Below are 18,452 nucleotides of genomic sequence, written 5' to 3'. Positions count from 1 at the left end.
CCCGGCGGAGCGCTGCAATTCCGCCAAACCGGGCCCTCAGCGAGCCGCACAGCGAACCCAATCCCGCCCTTCACCTATCGGCCCGCAGCGTCCGTTACGTACCTTGGTCCCATGACCACTTCTTCCCGGGCGCGCCAGGACGCGCCGCACGTTGTGATCGTCGGTGGCGGTTTCGCCGGCCTGTCCGCGCTGGCCAAGGCCACCAGGGCCGGCCTGCACGTGACGCTGATCGACCGCCATCCCTACACCACCTTCCAGCCGCTGCTCTACCAGGTCGCCACCGGCGGCCTGAACCCGGGCGACATCACCTACTCGCTGCGCCGCCTGGCCTCCAACCACGGCGCCGCCTTCCGGCAGGGCCAGGTCTCCTGGATCGACCCGGAGGCCAAGACCGTCTTCCTGGACCAGGGCGATGAGATCTCCTACGACAAGCTCATCCTCACCGCAGGCGTGGGCCCCAACTACTTCGGGGTCACGGGCGCCCCGGAGCACACCCACTCCATTTACACGCGCGCCCGCGCGCTGGCCACGCGGGATGCGATCTTCTCCGGCCTGGAGCAGTTGACCCAGGCCGGAGACCCCGAGCGTCGCTTCACGGTGGCCGTCGTGGGCGGTGGCGCCACCGGCGTCGAGCTGGCCGGCTCCCTGGCCGAGCTCAAGAGCGAGGCCCTGCCCACGATCTACCCGGAGCTGGCCACGGACAACTTCCGGGTGGTGCTGATCGAGATGAGCGACCGCCTGCTGGCCCCCTTCCAGTACCGCCAGCGCCTCTACACGCTGCGCCAGCTGCGCAAGCGGGGCGTGGACGTGCGCCTGCGTACTTCCGTGGCGGCCGTCTCCCCGCACCACATCGAGTTCGGGGACGGCTCTTCCCTGGATGCCGACGTGGTGGTGTGGGCCTCCGGCGTGGGCGCCCACCGGGCGGTGCGCGAGTGGGGCATGCCGCTGGGACGCGGCGGCCGCATCCAGGTTGACCCCACCCTGAAGGTGATCGGCCAGGACCACATCTACGCCGCCGGCGACTGCTGCATCTGCGAGGACGCGCCGCTGCCGCAGCTGGCCTCCCCGGCCCAGCAGATGGGCTGCCACGCGGTGGACCAGATCGTGGCGGAGCTGCGCGGCCAGAGCCCGCAGCGCTTCGAGTACAAGGACAAGGGCATCATGGCAACGATCGGGCGCGGCGCCGCCGTGGTGGAGCTCTCCGGCGGCCCTACCTTCCGGGGCTACCCGGCCTGGGCCGCCTGGGTGGGCCTGCACCTGGTGACGCTGCTGGGCGGCCGCAACCGCCTGCAGACGATGGTGAACATGGCCTTTCGCTTCTTCGAGTGGCCGGCCTCCGCCGCCACGATCGTGGGTGACATGGTGGCCCCCACCAAGCGCTCGCGCCGCACGGGTAAGCCGGCTGATCCGGCCAAGTAGCGCCCGGCCTTGCTACTTGGCTAACCCCGCCGGGCGGTGGCGTCGGTACGACGCTGCCGCCCGGCGGCCCCTTTCCCGCGCACGCCCCCTGCCCGGCTTGCCCGTATGCTTGCCCGGACGCGAAAGGCAGGATTCGGTGAGCTTTCTTTACATATGGGGTTGGGTGTGCGCCGTCGTGGGCTCCCTGCCCACCTTCCCGCAGATCTCCCGCATCCGAAAGGCCGGCACCACCGCCGGGATCTCTGCCCTGAACTGGCAGCTGACCGCCGCCTGCTTCGGCGGCTGGGTGGTGCACTCCTTCACGGTGGGCGCGGCGAACATGATCGCCCCGAACATCCTGCTGCTGGTGACCTCCGCTTACATCGTCTGGCTGATCGCCGCCGACCGCTCCCAGCGACCCTGGGACGTGCTGTGGCCCATCCTGGCCACCTTCGCCGCGATCGTGGCGGTGCGTTTCGCGTTCGGCCCGGTGGCCTTCGGCATCGCCGTGGTGGTACCGCAGTCGGTGGGCCTGATTGGTCAGATCCGTGACTTGGTGGTGCGCCGCGACCTTACCGGCGTCTCCCTGGGCTACCTGGTGATCAACCTGGTGCTGCAGGCCTTCTGGTTCTCCTGGGGCGTGCTGGCCCACGAGCGCGGCGTCATCACCGCCACCTCGATCATGATGGTCGTGGCCGGCGCCACCCTGGCCACCTGCCTGGCCCGCCGCGCCGGGTGGCAGCCCGCCAGCCTGCGCGAGGCCCGGTAGGCAAAGAAAGCGGCGGGGCTCGGGGTTAATCCCTCGAGCCCCGACACCTTGTTGTCGCCGCTTTGCTGCCGCCGCGCCGCCGCAGCCGCGCCCCGACTCTGGCCGGCCGCCTACCTACCCGCCGCGTTCTCGCTTCGGTCGGTGGGCGACGTCGGCCACCCGCCAGCGCGTCAAACGCGGCCAGCCCCAGCAGCGGCGGATCAGCAGTGGGCGGCCGCCACCGCCAAGGCGAGGGCGTCCTGGAAGCGGGTCTGGCGCTCCTGCGCCGTCATGTCACCGGAGTGGTCCAGCAGGTGGTCGCTCACGGTCAGCACCGCCAACGCCTCGCGGCCAAACTGCGCGGCCGTGGCGTACAGGGAGGCGGCCTCCATCTCCACACCCAACGTGCCGTAGGCGGCCAGGCGCTCGGTTTGGCCCTCCGGGGTGAAGTAGAAGTGGTCGCGCGAGATGATGGTGCCCACGTGCACCTTCGCCGCAGCGCTCAGCTCCGCATTGGCCTCGAATGCCTCCACCGCGGCGCGCGCCAGGTTGAAGGAGGCAACGGCGGAGTAGTGCACGCCCGGGATGCGCAGGGAGTTCATCGCGGAGTCGGTGTGCGCGCCCACGGCCACGATCACGTCGCCCACCTTCACCTGCGGGGCGATACCGCCCGCAGTGCCCACGCGGATGATGCGCTCCACGCCGAACTGCTCAAATAGCTCGGTGGCGTAGATGGTGGCGCTGGCCTGCCCCATGCCGGAGCCCATCACGGACAGCGGCTTGCCGTTGACGGTGCCGGTGAAGCCCAGCATGCCGCGCACGTCGTTGACCAGGCGGGCGTCCGGCATAAGCAGCTCCGCGATCGCCTGAGCGCGGCGCGGGTCGCCCGGCATGAGGACGGCGGGGGCGAAGTCGCCCTTTTCTGCGTTGATGTGAGGTGTGGCCATGAATACTCCTCTATTCGTTACGTCACTTGCCCTAATGACACCACATTTCCGCCGGGAACTCGCCCCGGGCGGGGGAGTGGGGCGAGGAAGCGGGTAGGGGCGGCGTCGCCACGGATCGCCCAGAGTGTCCAACATGTGAGCGTGAATTGTTCATGGAAATTGCCTGGGAGAAAACTTGACGCCATCCAAAAGCTAAAACGGACCTCGAAAGGGGAGACATGAGCAAGCAGCCTGCGCAAGGCAGCAAGCGCGAGCAGTGGAGCGGCCAATACGGCTTCCTCCTGGCCGCCATCGGCTCCGCAGTCGGCCTCGGCAACATCTGGCGCTTCCCCGGCGTCGCATACACCAACGGCGGTGGCGCATTCCTGCTGCCCTACCTGTTCTCCCTAGTGCTCGTGGGCATCCCGGTGCTGCTGTTCGACTACGCCATGGGCCACCGCTACCGCGGCTCCGCCCCCACCGTCTACCGCCGCGTCAAGCGCTCCTCGGAGTGGATCGGCTGGTTCCAGGTACTCGTCAGCTTCGTCATCATGAGCTACTACGCCGTGGTGATCGCCTGGGCCGGCTCATACGCCTGGTTCTCCTTCAAGCTGGCCTGGGGCAAGGACGCCGCCGGATTCTTCTTCGGCAAGTACCTGCACATCGCAGAAGCCCCCGGCATCTCCGCCAGCCCCGTCTGGCAGGTCCTGGTTCCGCTAGTGGCCGTGTGGGGCATCGCCCTGTTCATCATCGGCCGCGGCGTCGTCAGCGGACTGGAAAAGGCCAACAAGGTCTTCCTGCCGGTCCTGGTCATCCTGTTCGGCGCCCTGGTGGTGCGCGCCCTGTTCCTGCCCGGCGCGGTGCAGGGCCTGACCGCCTTCTTCACCCCCAACTGGTCCGCCCTGGCAGACCCCAACGTGTGGATGGCCGCCTTCGCGCAGATCTTCTACTCCCTGTCCATCGGCTTTGGCATCATGCTCACCTACGCCAGCTACCTCAAGCGCCGCTCCAACCTGGGCGGCACCGGCCTGGTGGCTGCCTTCGCCAACTCCTCCTTCGAGATCCTGGCCGGCGTGGGCGTGTTCGCCGCCCTCGGCTTCATGGCCCACCAGCAGGGCGTGGGCGTCGGTGACCTGGAGGGCATCGCCGGCGTGGGCCTGTCCTTCGTCACCTTCCCGACCATCATCGCCATGATGCCCGCAGGCGCCCTGTTCGGCGTGCTGTTCTTCTCCTCCCTGTTCCTGGCCGGCCTGACCTCCCTGGTCTCCCTAATCCAGGTGGTCGCCGCCGCGCTGCAGGAGAAGTTCGGCCTGAACAACGTCAAGGCCGCCTTCACCGCCGGCCTGCCCGCCGCGCTCCTGTCCGTCACCCTGTTCGCCACCACCACCGGCCTGTACTCCCTGGACATCGTGGACAAGCACATCAACGAGATCGGCATCGTGTTCATCGCGATCGTGGCGATGGTCTACATGAGCTTCTTCGCCCGCAAGCTGCCCGAGCTGCGCATGTCCATCAACGTGGTCTCCTCCGTCTCCATCGGCCGCTGGTGGCCGGTCCTGGTGGGCGGATTGATCCCCGCCGTGCTGGCCTACATGCTCTCCTCCACCCTGTGGGGCCTGATCACCGAGGCCTACGAGGGCTACCCGTGGTGGATGCTGGGCACCCTCGGCTTTGGCTGCATCGCCTTCGCGTTCGTGCTCACCGCAGTCTTCGCTAACCTGCCGTGGCGCAACGACGTCGACAGCTACAAGCCGCTTGACCTGCCCGGTACCGTGCCGCCGCGCCCGAACGGCAAGAACGGCACCCTGACCGCCGCTACCTCTAAGGAGAACTGACATGCCGGTTAACGCGATCCTGTTGATGCTGGCCGCCTTCGCCGTGGTGTGGGGAGGGCTCGTAGCCTCCATCGTGGTGCTGCTCTACAAGCCCCAGCCCATCGACGTCTACGAAGAGGACGGCGAGCAGGCCCACCTGCTGCCCGGCTACTAAACCAGCCGCCCCAACTGGGTGCCGCTGCGTGAAGCAGCCCTTTGACCGTGGCCGACGCTCCACCCGCCGCTCTTAACCGAGTAGGTGGGTGGAGCGTCGGCCGCCTTAACAAAAAAAGGGGCCGCGACTTTTGGAACTGGCGAGAGCGCTGGCTAGAGTTGGCGCGGACTAAAAGGAGAAAAAGTGACCAAGCTCGTTGCCTTCGACCTGGATGACACCCTGGCCCCCTCCAAGCAGGCGCTGCCCGCCCCGATGGGCAAAGCCCTGCAGGACCTGCTGGACGTGGCGGAGGTGTGCATCATCTCCGGCGGCCAGATGGGCCAGTTCGAGTCCCAGGTGCTGTCCAACCTGACGCTCTCCGACGCCCAGGCGCGTCGGCTCCACCTCATGCCCACCTGCGGCACCCGCTACTACACGTGGGACGGCACCGAGTTCGCGCTGCGCTACGCCCACGACCTCACCGAGGAAGAGAGCGCCAACGCCTGCCGCGCCCTGGAGGAGCAGGCCCGCGCCCTGGGGCTGTGGGAGGAACAGACCTGGGGAGACATCCTGGAAAACCGCGGCTCCCAGATCACCTTCTCCGCGCTGGGCCAGGAGGCCCCGCTAGAGGCCAAGAAGGCGTGGGACCCCACCGGTGAGAAGAAGGAGAAGCTGCGCGCCGCCGTGGCCAAGCTGCTGCCCACCCTGGAGGTGCGCTCCGGCGGCTCCACCAGCGTGGACATCACCAAGAAGGGCGTGGACAAGGCCTACGGCATGGAGCGCCTGGCCGCCGAGACCGGCATCGGGCTAGACGAAATGCTGTTCGTGGGCGACCGCCTGGACGAGGGCGGCAACGACTACCCGGTCAAGGCCCTGGGGGTGGACTGCGTCGCGGTCGAGGGCTGGGAGGACACCGTCAAGGTGGTGGGCGACTTCGTGGCCGCGCGCGCCTAGCCCGCAGCCGGCCGCCCCAGCGCGGCGAGCGCCTGGAGCCACCACGCCTGCGGGGGCACGGTCAGGGTCAGGCGCTCGACCACCACGCCGCGCCAATCCACCAGGAGCACGGTAGGGGTGCGCGCAACCCCGAAGACCTCGCCTACCGCGAGGGCACGGGACACGTCCACCTCCACCAGATCAGGCGCCCCCGCTGGGGTAGTGCCCAGGTGCTTCAGGGCCAGTTGCAGGCGCAGCTTGATCGCCCGGCACGGCGCGCACACGGGCGAGGTGAAAGCGAGCACGGTGCCGGCGGCGGGCCAGTCTCCCTGCGCGCCTATCCAGGCGCGCTGAAGCTGCGTCCCAACGGCGGGCGGGGTGGGCGGCAACGCGTTACTCACGCCGCGAGAGTCTACGGGCCGCGTCCATGCCTGGGCGCGGCCAGGTGGGAGACTATGGCAATGCTCATCACCCTGACCGACGCCAACGACCCGCGCCTGCACGACTACGTCGGCCTCACCGACGTCGCCCTGCGCACCAAGACTGAGGAACCCGCCGGGCTCTACATGGCGGAGTCCACCAACGTCATCCAGCGCGCCGTGGCCGCCGGCCACCGCCCCCGCTCCATCCTGATGGCGCCGCGCTGGCTAGAAACCATGCGCCCCACCCTGCAGGCCGTGGGCGGCGGAGACCCCGACGGCGGGGAGGTGCCGGTCTTCCTGGCAGAGGAGGACCTGCTGCAAAGAATCACCGGCTTCCACCTGCACCGCGGTGCTCTGGCCGCCATGCACCGCCCCGAGCTGCCCGACGTCGCCGAGCTGTTGGACGGCGTCGCGGACCGCGCGGCGGGCAGGCCGCTGCGCGTGGCGATCCTAGAGGCGCTGGTGGACCACACCAACGTCGGCGCCGCCTTCCGCTCCGCCGCCGCACTGGGGGTGGACGCCGTGCTGGTCACCCCCACCTGTGCAGACCCCCTCTACCGGCGCAGCGTGCGCGTCTCCATGGGCACCGTCTTCCAGGTGCCCTGGACCCGCATCCCGCACTGGCCGGACCTGGCCGCGCTGCACCAGCGCGGATACACCGTGGCCGCGCTGGCCCTGAGCGACGACTCCGTCAGCCTGGACGAGTTCGTCACCACCCCGGAGTGCGGACAGGGCAACGTGGCCCTGGTGTTGGGCGCGGAGGGAGACGGCCTGGCCCCGCGCACCATCGCCGCCTGCGACCGCGTGGTGCGCATCCCAATGGCCGGGGGAGTCGACTCCCTCAACGTGGCAGCCGCAGCGGCGGTGGCGTTCTGGGCCACGCGCGCAGCCCGGGGCTAGGTCGCCGCGCAGTTCGGGCTTAGGTCACCCGAGCGGCCCGGGGCTTGGCCACCGCGTAGGGCCGCCAGCCTAGGCCGCCTGGACGGACCGCCAGCCTAGGCCGCCAACTGCTGCGCCGCCGCGATCGAGAGGCAGGCAGCGCCGGTGAGAACCAGCCTGTCGCCTCCTGTTGGCCGGGTCGCCCTGCGGCGAATACTGGCGCCCGGCCCAGTCAGTCCCACCACAGGCGCCAGGCGGGGGTGTAGGGCGGCCAGGGCGGCAGCACCCGCGCGATCTCATCGGGTGGAGCCAGGGCGTCCAGCTCCAGGTCCCGGCTCAGGCGCCGCCACAGCGCGTTGCAGTCACACTCGCCCCGGTGGTCGCGGTGCACCGTGGCGTCGGTGTAGCCGGGCACCAGGATCGCGTCGATGCTGATGCGCTCGTCGCTGCGCTGCGGACCGATGCCGTAGCCGCACAGGCTCACCCCGTCGTGCTTCACCGCCGCCCGCAGTAACGCCCCCAGCGTGGGGGCCAGGTTCTGCCTGTCCGCCAGCTGGGCGGGCGGCAGGTTGGCCAAGAGGAAGGACGCGGCCGGCCCGCCCAGGCCCAGCAGGGGCACAAAGTCCGTGGTCGGGGCGCCGTCCTTCACCCACCGGTCGGGGGCGTCGTCCAAATGGGGCGCGGGCGTGAAGGCCGCCAGCTCCTCCCACAGGCCGGCGCGAACGCTCCACCCCGGCGGACCGTAGGGCCCCTCGGGCGCGGCGGGGGAGGGCACCTGGCCCGTCGAAGCAGCGGACGGGCAGTAGGCAAGCGTGGACATCTTCTCTCTCCTTTCGACCCACCCACCATCCCCGTGGGCCGCTGCACGCAGCCAGGGCCCGTGCGCAGGGGGCAGCACTCGGCGTTATGCACAGCTTGGCCGCCGCCGGGCAATCCCCAGGTCGCCACCTGCGCGCTCGCGGCGTGCCTGGTGCACCAAGCGCCAGGTGGTGGGGGAAGAAACGCCCCAAGTCCCACTAGGCTTGTCCTCATGATCTACCGGGCGCTTTTCAACCTAGTCTTTGCCAAGCAGGATCCGGAGGAGGTGCACGTCAGGGCCGTGAAGGCCTTGTCCATGGCGGGTAACTGCCGGGCCACTGCCGCCGTCATGCGGGCGCTGTTTGGCCGTCGCGTGGATAGCACCCTCACCCGCGCCCACCTGGAGCACAAGAGCCCCTTCGCCCGCCCCGTGCCCGGCATCCTGGGTCTGGCCGCCGGCATGGACAAGGACGCCACCGCCGTGCTGGGCATGGACGCCCTGGGCTTCGGTTTTGTGGAGGTAGGCACCTTCACCGCCCTGGCCCAGCCGGGCAACCCCAAGCCGCGCCTGTTCCGCCTCATTGAGGAGCGCGGGATCATCAACCGGATGGGCTTCAACAACCACGGTGCCGCCGCCGCCGGCGAGCGCCTGCGCAAGCTGCGCAGCACCAAGGCCGGGCGGGCCGTGTTCGTGGGGGCCAACATCGGTAAGTCCAAGGTGACCCCGCTTGAGGACGCCGTGGCCGACTACGTCACCTCCGCCCGCCACGTGGCCCGCTGGGCCGATTACCTGGTGGTCAACGTCTCCTCCCCGAACACCCCCGGCCTGCGCGACCTGCAGAACGTCGAATCGCTGCGGCCGATTCTCGCTGCGGTGCAGCAGGCCGCCGACGTTGCCGCCGGCCGCCACGTCCCGTTGTTTGTGAAGATCGCGCCGGATTTGGCTCCCGAGGACCTGGAGGCAGTGGCCCAGCTGGTGCTGGAGCTGGACCTGGCGGGCGTGGTGGCGACCAACACCACGATCGACCACGACCAGCGCCACGGCGCCGGTGGCCTGTCCGGGGCGCCGCTGACGGAGAAGTCCTTGGCGGTGGTGCGCTCGCTGCGTGCCGCGCTGGGGCCGGACAAGACCATCATCGGCGTGGGCGGGATCAGCACGGTGGCGCAGGCCGAGCGGATGCTGGAGGCCGGCTCCAACTACCTCCAGGCATACAGCGCCTTCATCTACGAAGGCCCGGCCTGGCCCGGCCGCATGAACCGCGCGCTGGCGCGCCTGGGCTACGCCGGCTGAGCGTTCCGGGGCCCGGGAGGGCCAGCAGGGCGGATCGAAGCGGCCCTAATGCTTCAAATTCGTACGGCCTAGACCTTATGCAGCCGACCTAGACCTTGCGTGGCGTTCTCCGGTCTAGGTCGGCTGCACAAGGTCTAGGTCGAGCGGTTTAGCTCAGGGGAGGGTGGCCGGCCTCGGGCCCGGGGGCCAGGAGTTTGTGGGCCCGATCAGTGGGGCGTGGATGGCCCCATGGGCGGGCTTGTAATCGGGGCCGGGGGCTATTTCAGGTAGTGGAGCTCTCCGCGCGTGGTGACTGCCACGCGGGTGCCCGCCGGCAAGGCCCGCGCCTCCCCGGCCCTACGCACCGTGACCGTGACGCGCGCACCGCTCGCGGGATGCGGCTGCGCCGCATCGGCTCGCTGCGCCGCCGCGCCGGCTTGCCGGCGCGGCTCCAGTTCCACAGTCACCAGCTGGGAGTGACCCAGGAACCGGGTGGAGACCACGTGCCCGGTGGCACCGGCAAGCCCAGCCGAACCGGCAAGGCCGAAAGCCGCAGTGGCGTCGGTGGCCCCGCAGGCGGCAGCCGCCTGGGCAGCGCCGGCTGCGGGGGACTCCTGCCGGCCCGCGCTCTCCCGCTCAGGGCCCGAAGCGCCTGCAGCCCCCGACGGGGCGAGCACGGTCAGTTCCAGCTGCTCCGGGCGCGCCACGACCAGCGGCGGGTTCGCGTCGTCCCCCGGGGCGGGCCGGCTCGCTCCCGTCTCGGCGAGGCCCGCTCCGCTGCGACCCGCGCAGCTCTGGCCCGCCTCTTCCCGGGCGGCCGCAGGCGTAGCGGAGGCGGGCGGAACGTCGGCCAACTGCCCAGCCGGCAGCACGTTCGCCTCACCCACAAATGCGGCCACCCACGCATCGGCAGGGGCGCAGTAAAGCTCGCGGGGAGTGCCCACCTGGACCAGGTGACCGTCGCGCAACACCGCCACAGTGTCGGAACAGGAAAGCGCCTCCTCCTGGTCGTGCGTGATCAGCAGCGTGGGCAGGTTCTGCTGGCGCAGGATCGCAAACACCTCCTCGCGCAGCCGCGACCGCAACGAGGGATCCAGCGCGCTAAAGGGCTCGTCCAACAACAGCAGTCGCGGCTGGGGCGCCAACGCCCGCGCGAGCGCCACCCGCTGCTGCTGCCCGCCAGAGAGCTGGTGCGGTAGGCGCCCCTCCAAACCCTCCAGGCCCATCAACCGCACCATCTCCAGCACACGCGGGTGGGAGGCGGCGCGGCGGCGGCTCACCCCCCTAAGCCCGTAGGCGATATTGGCCGCCACGGTCAGGTGGGAGAACAAGGCGCCCTCCTGCGGCACCAAGCCCACGCGGCGCTTGTCCACCGGCACCCCCGTGATGTCGGCGCCATCCATCAACACCTCGCCCGCGAAGGGCGTGTGCAGGCCCGCCAGCACACGCAACAGAGTCGTCTTGCCACTGCCGGAGGCGCCCAGCACCGTCGTGACCTGCCCGGAGGCGATCTCCAGGTCCAGGCCGTGCAAAACCGGCCTGCCCTGAACGTACTGGGCGCTGAGATTGCGAACTTGGACCGTCACGGCAGATCAATCCTCCGAGCGAGCATGAGGGACGGGATGATGCCCACCAGCATGAGGGCAAGACCGGCGGGGGCGGCGGCGCCGTACGCGCCAAGCGAGCTGGAGTTCCACAACTCCGTGGCCAGCGTGTGCGTCCCCGTCGGGCGCAACATGAGCGTGACCGGCAGCTCCTTCATCACCGCCGTCGCCACCAACAACCAGCCCGCGCCGATGGCGGGCAGGGCCTGCGGCAGGCAGACGCGCCGCCACACGCGCAGCTTGGAATCGCCCAGCGTGCGCGCGGCCTCCTCAGCGCCCACCGGCACCTGCTGGAAGCCCGCGCGCACGGCCCCCACCCCCTTGGGCAGGTAGAGCAGCACGTAGGCCACCACCAGCGCGCCCATGGTCTGGTACGCCCCCGGCGCCGCCTGCAGGGTCAGAGAGACCATCGCCAACGCCAGCACCACCCCGGGCAGGGCGTGCGCGGAGAACGTTGCCATCTCCAGGAACGTGACCGTGCGGGCCCGCACACGGGCCGCTATATAGGCCAGCGGCAGCCCCACCGCAGCGGCCAGCGTGGCCGCCGCGAAGCCGAAGACCAGGGTGGTCAGGGCGGCGTCGGCCAGCCGGGACCAATCCGTCTCATACCGCGTGTTCTTCAGAGAACGAAACAGCAGCGCACCGATCGGGGCGGCCACCGACGCCACCGCCACGGTAGACAGGCCGGCGCACGCCAGCGCCGTCAGCGGCCCAGACAGGCGCGAGCGCGCGGCAGCGTAACCCGCAGAGACGGCCCGGTGATGGCGGGTACGAAACAAGTTCTCCAGCAACACCAGGAGCGCGGCGATCAGCGTGATCACCACGCCCATCACAGCGGGAGCGAAGCGGGACGAGCCCGCCGTGATCAGCGCGAACACGCCCGTGGTGAGCGTGTCGTAACGCATCATCGCCGGCGCGCCGAAGTCCGCCAGCGTGTAGAGAGCCACGATCACGCTCCCGGCCGCCGTGGCGGGCAGCACCTGCGGGAGAGTGATGGTGAGGAACACGTAGGCGCGCGAACGGCCCAGCGAGCGGGCCACGTCGGCCAGGCCGTGGTCCGCCTGCGAAAACGCCGCCATGGTCGGCACGGTGACAAAGGGGGCGGAGGACGCGATCAACACGATCGCCAACGGCCAAAACCCGTGCTGGTGCGGGAACACCGAGCGCCACGCGAAAGTAGCCACGAAACTGGGCACTGCCAGCGGCAGGCACGCCAACACCACCCACAACCTCGGGGCGGGCAGGCGCAGGCGCGTCACCGCCCAGGCCGTCAGCACACCCAGCACCGCCGCGCCCGCGCACACCACCACAACCAGGTCCACCGTGTTGGTCAGCAGCATCCACATGCGCGGGCGCGCCAACACCGCCCAGGCGGCCTGCGGGCCGCCCGAAAACGCCCGGCGGATCAGGTAGTAGAGCGGCAGCACCGCGACGGCAGCAACAAGAAAGCACGCCACGACCAGGCCAGCGGGCAGATCCCGCAGCCGGCGCGAGCGCGCACTACTCAAATCGCGTGAAGACATCTCTCACCCGTAAACAAAGGGGCGTCGTGAGTGCGCGCGGCACCCACGACGCCCCTAAAGCTACCTAGCAGACGGTCAGATTAGCCCAACCTTGGTCAGCAGCTCGACGGTCTTGTCCAGGGAGGACAGGTCCGCCAGGGACACGTCCGGCTGGCCCAGGTCCTTCAGCGCCGGCACGTTCTTGGGGCCCTCCATGCCCGCCACCAGCGGGTACTCGAAGGTCTTGGTCAGGAAGTACTCCTGGCCCTTGGCCGAGAGCAGGTAGTTCACGAACTCCTTGGCCTGGGCGTTGTCAGCGGCGCCCTTCAGGATGCCGACACCGGTGACGTTCACCAGAGCGGAAACGGAGCCCGGCTCACCGAACTTCAGCTGCGCGCGCAGGGTGGTGGGGTCCTGCTCGGAGCGGGCCCAGTAGTAGTGGTTGATCAGACCCAGGGAGACGGTGCCGGCGTTGACGGCCTCCAGGATCTCACCGTTCTTCTCGAAGATCTGCGGCTCGTTGGCCAGCAGGTCGGTCAGCCACTTCTCGGCCTTCTCCTCACCCTCCATGACGCGCATGGCGGTGACGAAGGACTGGAAAGAAGCGTTAGTGGGGGCGATACCAACCTTGCCCTTCCACTTCGGGTCGGTCAGGTCGAAGACGCTGGCCGGCACCTCGTCAGCCTTCAGGGTCTGGCTGTCGTAGGCGATGACGCGGGCGCGGCCGGTCAGGCCCACCCAGGAGCCGTCCTTGGAGGTGTACTTCGGGTCCACCAGGGAGGTGACGTCAGCCGGCAGGGCGGCAAACATGTCAGCGCCGGCCACCAGGCCCAGCGCGCCAGCGTCCTGGGACAGGAAGACCTGAGCCGGGGTCTTGTCACCCTCCTCCAGCAGCTGGGCGGCCAACTCGGAGGTGCCAGCGTAGCGAACGTCCACGTCGATGCCGGTGTCAGCGGTGAACTGCTCCAGCAGCGGGCCGATCAGCTTCTCGTTACGGCCCGAGTAGACCACCAGTGGGCCGTCGGCCTCAGCGGTGGTCTCGGCGGGGGCGCTAGCGGTGGTCTCGGTAGCGGAGGGGGCAGCGGACTGCTGCGGCTTGGCCGCGTCGCCAGTGCTGCAGGCGCTCAGGCCAAGGGCGGCCGCAGCGGCAACGGCTGCAGTGGCAATCTTGCGGATATGCATGGAATTACTCCTCTGTTGTGGGCTGTGCCCAATGGAGATAGCGGCGTGAGGGGGAGCGCTAGGGGAGGCGCTCGCACGTCGCTATTAGCCGAGCCTTAAGTCCCGGCAAAATGAAAAGGGTAGCCTTGCCTAAAGCTGGGCGCAACGGGTGGGAGGGTTTTGTGGCCTTCTTCAAAGAAGGCGGGTGGATGGTCCCGAGGGGGGCGGGTGGATGGTCCCGAGGGGGCGCCGGCGCAGCGTCGTCCATCCCGGATTGGCGGCAGCAACGCGCGTCCAGGTTCTGCGCGTCGGGGTTGGTTCGGCGGCTCGTGCCGACCTGGCCGCTCCTCGATTCGCCGAAACTTGTCCAAACCTCACGAGACTTGTCCTTAGCGGGGTGGCTAATGACAAGTCTCAGCGCGGTTTGACAAGTTTCGGCGGGGGAACTGGGTGACGCGGCCCCTGCCCGGCAAAGCCGGGCCGAAGAATCAGGACGGGAACTCGCCGCGACCCACCTGCGGACGCGGAGAACGCAGCGGCCGCAGCAGGAAGGAACGCGAGAACGCGTAGAAGAACACGCGCTGCTTCTTCTCCGGACCGAACTTCTTCAACACCCGGCGGCCGGCCTGGATGCCAACGATGATCGAGTCCAGCAAAGCAAAGACGAAGATGCCGTAGATCGCGCCCAGGATGCTGACCGCCATGTTCGGGTTGGAGTTGCCGAGCACCAGCATCGCCACCATCAGGATCAGCATCAGCGGCAGGGAGAACTCGCCCAGGCACCAGCGGGCGTCAACGAAGTCACGCACGTAGCGCCTGACCGGGCCCTTGTCCCGCACCGGCAGGTAACGCTCGTCGCCGGAAAGCAGCGCCTCCTGCTGGCGCGCGTAAATCTCCCGGCGGGCCTGCTTGCTCGCGGCCTTGGCGGCCTTGCGGTCCTTGGGCACCAGCGGGCGGCGGTTGCGCGCCTCCTGCTCGCGACGCTTGGGCGTGGGGCGGCCCTTACCGACGGGCTTGGGGGAGTCGGCGGCCGGTTCGTGTGCGTTCTTGGACTTAACCACCGCACCAGATTAGACGATTCGTCAGGCGCGGGGCCGGGACGTTCGCCAGCGCGGCGCCGGCGTGGGGGAGGGCCGGGAGGGTAACCGGCGCCGGCGCGGGGGAGGGCCAGGCGGCCGCGTGGTCGAGCGTCGACCCAGCGGACAACCGGCCCGGGGCCGGGCACGCGGCGTGGGCGCGCACGGCCTGCCTGGGTCTAATCTGGCGGCATGGAGAAGTTGCTTGCCGCCGTTGACGCGCGTTTTGAGGAAAACCTGCAGGCGCTGGAGGATTTCATTCGGATTCCCTCGGTGTCTTCGCCCACTTTCGACCAGTCCACGCTGGATGAGTCCGCCGCGTGGGTGGCCGCCCGCCTGGAGGAGGCCGGGTTGAAGCCCACGGTGTCGCGCGGGAAGAACCCGGACGGCACCCCGGGGCGCCCGGCCGTGACCGCCAGCCTGCCCGCCGCGCCCGGTAAGCCCACCGTGCTGCTCTACGCCCACCACGACGTCCAGCCCGGCGGCGACCCGGCCACCTGGAGCCACGCCGGTGGCCCCTTCGAGCCGGAGCGTAGGAACGGGCGCCTGTACGGGCGCGGCAGTGCGGACGACGGCGCCGGGCTGCTGGCCCACATCGGCGCCCTGAAGGCCCTCAACGACGTCTATGGCACGGAGCACGGAGTGGGCATCCGCGTCTTCATCGAGGGGGAGGAGGAGTCCGGTTCGCCGTCCTTCGATGACTTCCTGGCGACCAACCGCGAGGAGCTATCTGCGGACGTGATCGTGGTGGCGGACTCCGCGAACTGGAAGACCGACGTGCCCGCCCTGACCACCACCCTGCGTGGCGTGGTGGACTGCGAGGTGGAGCTGCGCGTGGCCGGCGGGGCAATGCACTCCGGCATGTACGGCGGCCCGATCCTGGACGCGGTGACCCTGATGGCCCGCCTGATCGCCACGCTCCACGACGAGCAGGGCAACGTGGCGGTGCCCGGCATGGTGGCCAAGGAGGACTCCGACGTCGACTACACGGAGGCCGAGCTGCGTGAGGCCACCGGCCTGGTGGAGGGCTACCAGCTGGCCGGCACCGGCACCCTGGCGGCGCGCATCTGGACCAAGCCGGCCATCTCCGTGATCGGCCTGGACGCCACGAGCGTGGCCAACGCCTCCAACACGATCGCCCCCGTGTGCCGCGCGGCCATTTCCATGCGCGTGGCGCCCGGCCAGGACACGCAGGCCGCGATGGACGCCCTGACCGACCACCTGGTTTCTCACGCCCCCTTCGGCGCGCAGGTGACGGTTAAGCCGGGCGACCAGGGCGCGGCCTTTGACGCCTCCGCGTGCGCGGGCAAGGCCGGCGAGGTCAAGCGCTGGGCGCTGGAGCAGGCATTCGGCAAGGAGCCGGTCAACACCGGCATCGGCGGTTCCATCCCGTTCATCTCCACCTTCGCTGAGGTCTACCCGGAGGCGGAGATCCTGGTGACCGGCGTGGAGGACCCGTACTCCAAGGCCCACAGCGAGGACGAGTCGGTGGACATCGAGTCCCTGCGCAAGGTGATCGGCGCCGAGGTCCTGTTCCTGGCCCGCCTTGGCGGACTGGTCTGATGCGGGTTCACCTGCACGCCATTGCGAGCAGTGCGGCGGCGGCTGCCGAGGTAGCCGCCGCCGCAGCGCAGGGTTGGGGGAGCGTTGCACTGGATACGGTGACGACCTCTTGGGCGGCGGCCACCTGGCCTAGCCCCGCCCAGCCCGGCGCCTACCTGGCCGACGCCGGCTCCGGTGGCGGCCCCGCATTGGGCGGTGGCGGGCAGGCCATCTCGCTGACCCCGCGCGGCCCCGCCCCCGTCCCGCGCCTAGAGGAGGACGTGGAGCTGGTGGTGGCCGTGACCCCCCTGGTGGACCACAACACCGGCGGCCCCCTGGACCCGAGCAACCTCACCGCGCTCGCGGCCGCCGCTGCAGAGCTCGCGGTGCCGCTCGTGGTGATCGCCGGCAGGTGCGAGGCCGCCCGGCGCGAGTACGCCTCCGTGCCGATCCACCACGTCCTTTCGCTTTCGGTGGACGACGTTCGCCCCGCCGACGGCAAGGAGGACGACGTTTCGCCCGCCGCAGCGCTGCAAGCGGCCGCGCGCATTGCCCGCACCTGGTCCACCGGCGAGCGCGTTCAGGCGTGACCGGGCCGAGCGGGTGCCAGCAGATGCCCCCGCCAAGGTGAACGCGTAGGATTGCGGCGGGCTTAAACCCCAGCAGAATCTTCAGGAGAAAACATGACTACTTCCGGCGCCCCCGCGCACGACGTGACGCTCACCCCCGTGGCCACCGAGAAGGTGCGTTCCCTGCTGGAGCAGGAGGGCCGCGACGACCTGCGTCTGCGCGTGGCAGTTCAGCCGGGCGGCTGTTCTGGCCTGATCTACCAGCTCTACTTCGACGAGCGCGTCCAGGATGGCGACGCGATCGTGGACTTCGACGGCGTCGAGGTGGTTGTTGACCGGATGAGCGTGCCCTACCTGGCGGGCGCCACGATCGACTTCGCTGACACGATCGAGAAGCAGGGCTTCACCATCGACAACCCCAACGCCAAGGGTTCTTGCGCCTGCGGCGACTCCTTCAACTGATTCCGGCTCCCTCAGGCCATTACTCCCAGCCGCGCAACGTAGCGCATTCCTGAACGGAGAAGAACGTGCGTTCTCGCATTTCCATCGTGATGGCGGCGGCCGCCGCCCTGGCCCTCGGGGCCTGTTCGGCAGAAAAGCCTGCCGAGACTCCCGCTGCGGAGGCTTCCGCGCTGCCTGACACCGTCCTGTGCTCGACCTCCGAGGAGGTCCTTGACCTGAAGACGTGGCAGAAGGCCGAGCCGACCGTCGCCGATGCCCCGGTGGCCGGTGGCGCCGCCACCGTCTCTGGTGGCTCGGGCCAGTGCCCGATCATCAAGTACAACCAGGAGCAGGCCCCGGCCGAGCTCACGGTTGACGTGATCGCCAAGGGCGAGGGCCCCGAGGTGAAGGAAGGCGACTGGGTCACCGCCGACTACTACGGCCAGGTGTGGAACGGTGACGTGTTCGACACCTCCTTCGACCGCTCCGGCCCCTCTCGCTTCGAGCTGGTCAGCGGCGCCGGCCGTGGTGTTATCCAGGGCTGGGTGACCGGCCTGGCCGGCACCCACGTGGGTGACCGCGTGGTCGTGTCCATCCCGGCCGAGCTGGGCTACGGCGAGAGCTCCCCGAGCGAGAAGATCCCGCCGAACTCCACCCTGGTCTTCGTGGTGGACATCGTGCAGTCCCAGAACCCGGACGAGCTGCTGTCCGCCTCCAAGGGGGCCACCGAGTCCGGTAACACCGACGACCTGCCGGTGCACGTGGACGGCGAGCTGGGTGGCGAGCCTGCCCTGCGCTTCGACGAGGGCGCGCAGGCCCCGGCCGAGCCGCTGCTGCGCGTGCTGGCCGACGGTACTGGCGCCGAGGTGGGCGAGGCCGACACTGCGGTCCTGTCCATCGTGCAGGCCTCCTACGACGGCACCGAGCTGCACAACTCCTGGAAGCTGCGCGACCTGAGCGCCACCGTCCCGCTGGCGCAGAACCACCTGCTCAAGGACCTGGTGGGCAAGAAGGTGGGCACCCGCTTCCTCCTGCTGCAGCCCGACGACGGCGTGAACGGCCCGTCCGCTGCGGTGGCGGAGATCGCCGCGATCGTCACCACCAGCCGCTGAGCTGAGCTGACCGCAGTCCCCACGCCCGGCTAGGGGGTGGGCGGCTCGAAAGACCAGACGGGTGGCTCCCGGTTCTTTGAACCGGGAGCCACCCGTTCGCTTT

The 18,452-nt window shown here is 69.7% G+C and carries 18 protein-coding genes; 11 read left to right on the top strand and 7 right to left on the bottom strand.

What is annotated here, in order from left to right; all coding sequences use genetic code 11:
- Positions 1-111 precede the first annotated feature (111 nt).
- On the top strand, positions 112-1,419 hold the full coding sequence (locus ABYF38_RS01410; RefSeq protein WP_371152347.1) for an NAD(P)/FAD-dependent oxidoreductase: 1,308 nt from the start codon (positions 112-114) through the stop codon (positions 1,417-1,419).
- Between the two features lie 163 nt (positions 1,420-1,582).
- Positions 1,583-2,167 carry a hypothetical protein gene (locus tag ABYF38_RS01405; protein WP_371152346.1) on the top strand — a complete coding sequence of 195 codons (585 nt, stop codon included), beginning with the start codon at positions 1,583-1,585 and terminating at the stop codon, positions 2,165-2,167.
- Positions 2,168-2,367: 200 nt separating this feature from the next.
- Here ABYF38_RS01405 and deoD read toward each other — a convergent pair whose 3' ends face one another.
- On the bottom strand, positions 2,368-3,093 hold the full coding sequence (deoD, locus tag ABYF38_RS01400) for a purine-nucleoside phosphorylase (RefSeq protein WP_371152345.1): 726 nt from the start codon (positions 3,091-3,093) through the stop codon (positions 2,368-2,370).
- Positions 3,094-3,311: 218 nt separating this feature from the next.
- Between deoD and ABYF38_RS01395 the strand changes: the two genes are divergently transcribed.
- The 3 genes from ABYF38_RS01395 to ABYF38_RS01385 all read left to right on the top strand — a co-directional run bounded on the left by ABYF38_RS01395 (position 3,312) and on the right by ABYF38_RS01385 (position 5,994).
- Positions 3,312-4,907 (top strand): sodium-dependent transporter, encoded by a 1,596-nt coding sequence (locus tag ABYF38_RS01395; RefSeq protein WP_371152344.1) that lies wholly within the window; start codon positions 3,312-3,314, stop codon positions 4,905-4,907.
- A 1-nt stretch (position 4,908) separates the two neighbouring features.
- Positions 4,909-5,061: a MetS family NSS transporter small subunit gene (locus ABYF38_RS01390; RefSeq protein WP_371152342.1), complete on the top strand. Its 153-nt coding sequence runs from the start codon at positions 4,909-4,911 to the stop codon at positions 5,059-5,061.
- A 183-nt stretch (positions 5,062-5,244) separates the two neighbouring features.
- Positions 5,245-5,994, top strand: a complete 750-nt coding sequence (locus ABYF38_RS01385; RefSeq protein WP_371152341.1) for an HAD-IIB family hydrolase — start codon at positions 5,245-5,247, stop codon at positions 5,992-5,994.
- Here ABYF38_RS01385 and ABYF38_RS01380 read toward each other — a convergent pair.
- A complete protein-coding gene (locus ABYF38_RS01380) occupies positions 5,991-6,374 on the bottom strand; it encodes a hypothetical protein (protein ID WP_371152340.1) in 384 nt (127 codons plus the stop codon). The two genes, ABYF38_RS01385 and ABYF38_RS01380, sit on opposite strands and share 4 nt — an antisense overlap.
- A gap of 60 nt (positions 6,375-6,434) precedes the next feature.
- Between ABYF38_RS01380 and ABYF38_RS01375 the strand changes: the two genes are divergently transcribed.
- Entirely contained in the window at positions 6,435-7,295 is an 861-nt protein-coding gene (locus ABYF38_RS01375) for a TrmH family RNA methyltransferase (RefSeq protein WP_371152339.1), read from the top strand.
- 211 nt (positions 7,296-7,506) lie between these two features.
- Here ABYF38_RS01375 and ABYF38_RS01370 read toward each other — a convergent pair whose 3' ends face one another.
- Positions 7,507-8,094, bottom strand: coding sequence for a hypothetical protein (locus ABYF38_RS01370; RefSeq protein ID WP_371152338.1), 588 nt, complete (start codon positions 8,092-8,094; stop codon positions 7,507-7,509).
- A gap of 210 nt (positions 8,095-8,304) precedes the next feature.
- On the opposite strand from ABYF38_RS01370, the gene ABYF38_RS01365 reads away from it, so the two are divergent.
- Positions 8,305-9,363, top strand: coding sequence for a quinone-dependent dihydroorotate dehydrogenase (locus ABYF38_RS01365; protein ID WP_371152337.1), 1,059 nt, complete (start codon positions 8,305-8,307; stop codon positions 9,361-9,363).
- A 257-nt stretch (positions 9,364-9,620) separates the two neighbouring features.
- Here ABYF38_RS01365 and ABYF38_RS01360 read toward each other — a convergent pair whose 3' ends face one another.
- From ABYF38_RS01360 to ABYF38_RS01345, 4 genes are all read right to left on the bottom strand, one after another.
- Positions 9,621-10,928, bottom strand: coding sequence for an ABC transporter ATP-binding protein (locus ABYF38_RS01360; RefSeq protein ID WP_371152336.1), 1,308 nt, complete (start codon positions 10,926-10,928; stop codon positions 9,621-9,623).
- Positions 10,925-12,469, bottom strand: a complete 1,545-nt coding sequence (locus ABYF38_RS01355) for an ABC transporter permease (protein WP_371152335.1) — start codon at positions 12,467-12,469, stop codon at positions 10,925-10,927. Before ABYF38_RS01355 ends, ABYF38_RS01360 begins: the two co-directional genes overlap by 4 nt.
- 75 nt (positions 12,470-12,544) lie before the next feature.
- Positions 12,545-13,630, bottom strand: a complete 1,086-nt coding sequence (locus tag ABYF38_RS01350; protein WP_371152334.1) for an iron ABC transporter substrate-binding protein — start codon at positions 13,628-13,630, stop codon at positions 12,545-12,547.
- A gap of 467 nt (positions 13,631-14,097) precedes the next feature.
- Positions 14,098-14,670: a DUF3043 domain-containing protein gene (locus tag ABYF38_RS01345; protein WP_371152333.1), complete on the bottom strand. Its 573-nt coding sequence runs from the start codon at positions 14,668-14,670 to the stop codon at positions 14,098-14,100.
- Positions 14,671-14,877: 207 nt separating this feature from the next.
- On the opposite strand from ABYF38_RS01345, the gene ABYF38_RS01340 reads away from it, so the two are divergent.
- The 4 genes from ABYF38_RS01340 (at position 14,878) to ABYF38_RS01325 (ending at position 18,349) form a co-directional block, all read left to right on the top strand.
- Positions 14,878-16,248, top strand: coding sequence for a dipeptidase (locus ABYF38_RS01340; RefSeq protein ID WP_371152332.1), 1,371 nt, complete (start codon positions 14,878-14,880; stop codon positions 16,246-16,248).
- A complete protein-coding gene (locus tag ABYF38_RS01335; RefSeq protein ID WP_371152331.1) occupies positions 16,248-16,817 on the top strand; it encodes a hypothetical protein in 570 nt (189 codons plus the stop codon). Before ABYF38_RS01340 ends, ABYF38_RS01335 begins: the two co-directional genes overlap by 1 nt.
- Before the next feature lie 93 nt (positions 16,818-16,910).
- Positions 16,911-17,258, top strand: a complete 348-nt coding sequence (gene erpA, locus ABYF38_RS01330; RefSeq protein WP_371152330.1) for an iron-sulfur cluster insertion protein ErpA — start codon at positions 16,911-16,913, stop codon at positions 17,256-17,258.
- A gap of 65 nt (positions 17,259-17,323) precedes the next feature.
- A complete protein-coding gene (locus ABYF38_RS01325; protein WP_371152329.1) occupies positions 17,324-18,349 on the top strand; it encodes an FKBP-type peptidyl-prolyl cis-trans isomerase in 1,026 nt (341 codons plus the stop codon).
- The last annotated feature ends 103 nt before the right edge of the window (positions 18,350-18,452 follow it).

Origin of the sequence: Buchananella sp. 14KM1171 (genome assembly GCF_041380365.1) — a bacterium.
GTDB classification, from domain to species: Bacteria; Actinomycetota; Actinomycetes; order Actinomycetales; family Actinomycetaceae; genus Buchananella; species Buchananella felis.
The sequence above is the reverse complement of the archived record's forward strand: the minus strand, read 5'-3'. Positions and strand labels throughout refer to the sequence as shown.

Excerpts from the sequence above, each read along its gene's own strand:
- ABYF38_RS01370 (WP_371152338.1), bottom strand. The coding sequence starts at position 8,094 with ATGTCCACGCTTGCCTACTGCCCGTCCGCTGCTTCGACGGGCCAGGTG.
- deoD (WP_371152345.1), bottom strand. The coding sequence starts at position 3,093 with ATGGCCACACCTCACATCAACGCAGAAAAGGGCGACTTCGCCCCCGCC.
- ABYF38_RS01350 (WP_371152334.1), bottom strand. The coding sequence starts at position 13,630 with ATGCATATCCGCAAGATTGCCACTGCAGCCGTTGCCGCTGCGGCCGCC.
- ABYF38_RS01355 (WP_371152335.1), bottom strand. The coding sequence starts at position 12,469 with ATGTCTTCACGCGATTTGAGTAGTGCGCGCTCGCGCCGGCTGCGGGAT.
- ABYF38_RS01340 (WP_371152332.1), top strand. The coding sequence starts at position 14,878 with ATGGAGAAGTTGCTTGCCGCCGTTGACGCGCGTTTTGAGGAAAACCTG.
- ABYF38_RS01335 (WP_371152331.1), top strand. The coding sequence starts at position 16,248 with ATGCGGGTTCACCTGCACGCCATTGCGAGCAGTGCGGCGGCGGCTGCC.
- ABYF38_RS01375 (WP_371152339.1), top strand. The coding sequence starts at position 6,435 with ATGCTCATCACCCTGACCGACGCCAACGACCCGCGCCTGCACGACTAC.
- erpA (WP_371152330.1), top strand. The coding sequence starts at position 16,911 with ATGACTACTTCCGGCGCCCCCGCGCACGACGTGACGCTCACCCCCGTG.
- ABYF38_RS01395 (WP_371152344.1), top strand. The coding sequence starts at position 3,312 with ATGAGCAAGCAGCCTGCGCAAGGCAGCAAGCGCGAGCAGTGGAGCGGC.
- ABYF38_RS01410 (WP_371152347.1), top strand. The coding sequence starts at position 112 with ATGACCACTTCTTCCCGGGCGCGCCAGGACGCGCCGCACGTTGTGATC.
- ABYF38_RS01390 (WP_371152342.1), top strand. The coding sequence starts at position 4,909 with ATGCCGGTTAACGCGATCCTGTTGATGCTGGCCGCCTTCGCCGTGGTG.
- ABYF38_RS01365 (WP_371152337.1), top strand. The coding sequence starts at position 8,305 with ATGATCTACCGGGCGCTTTTCAACCTAGTCTTTGCCAAGCAGGATCCG.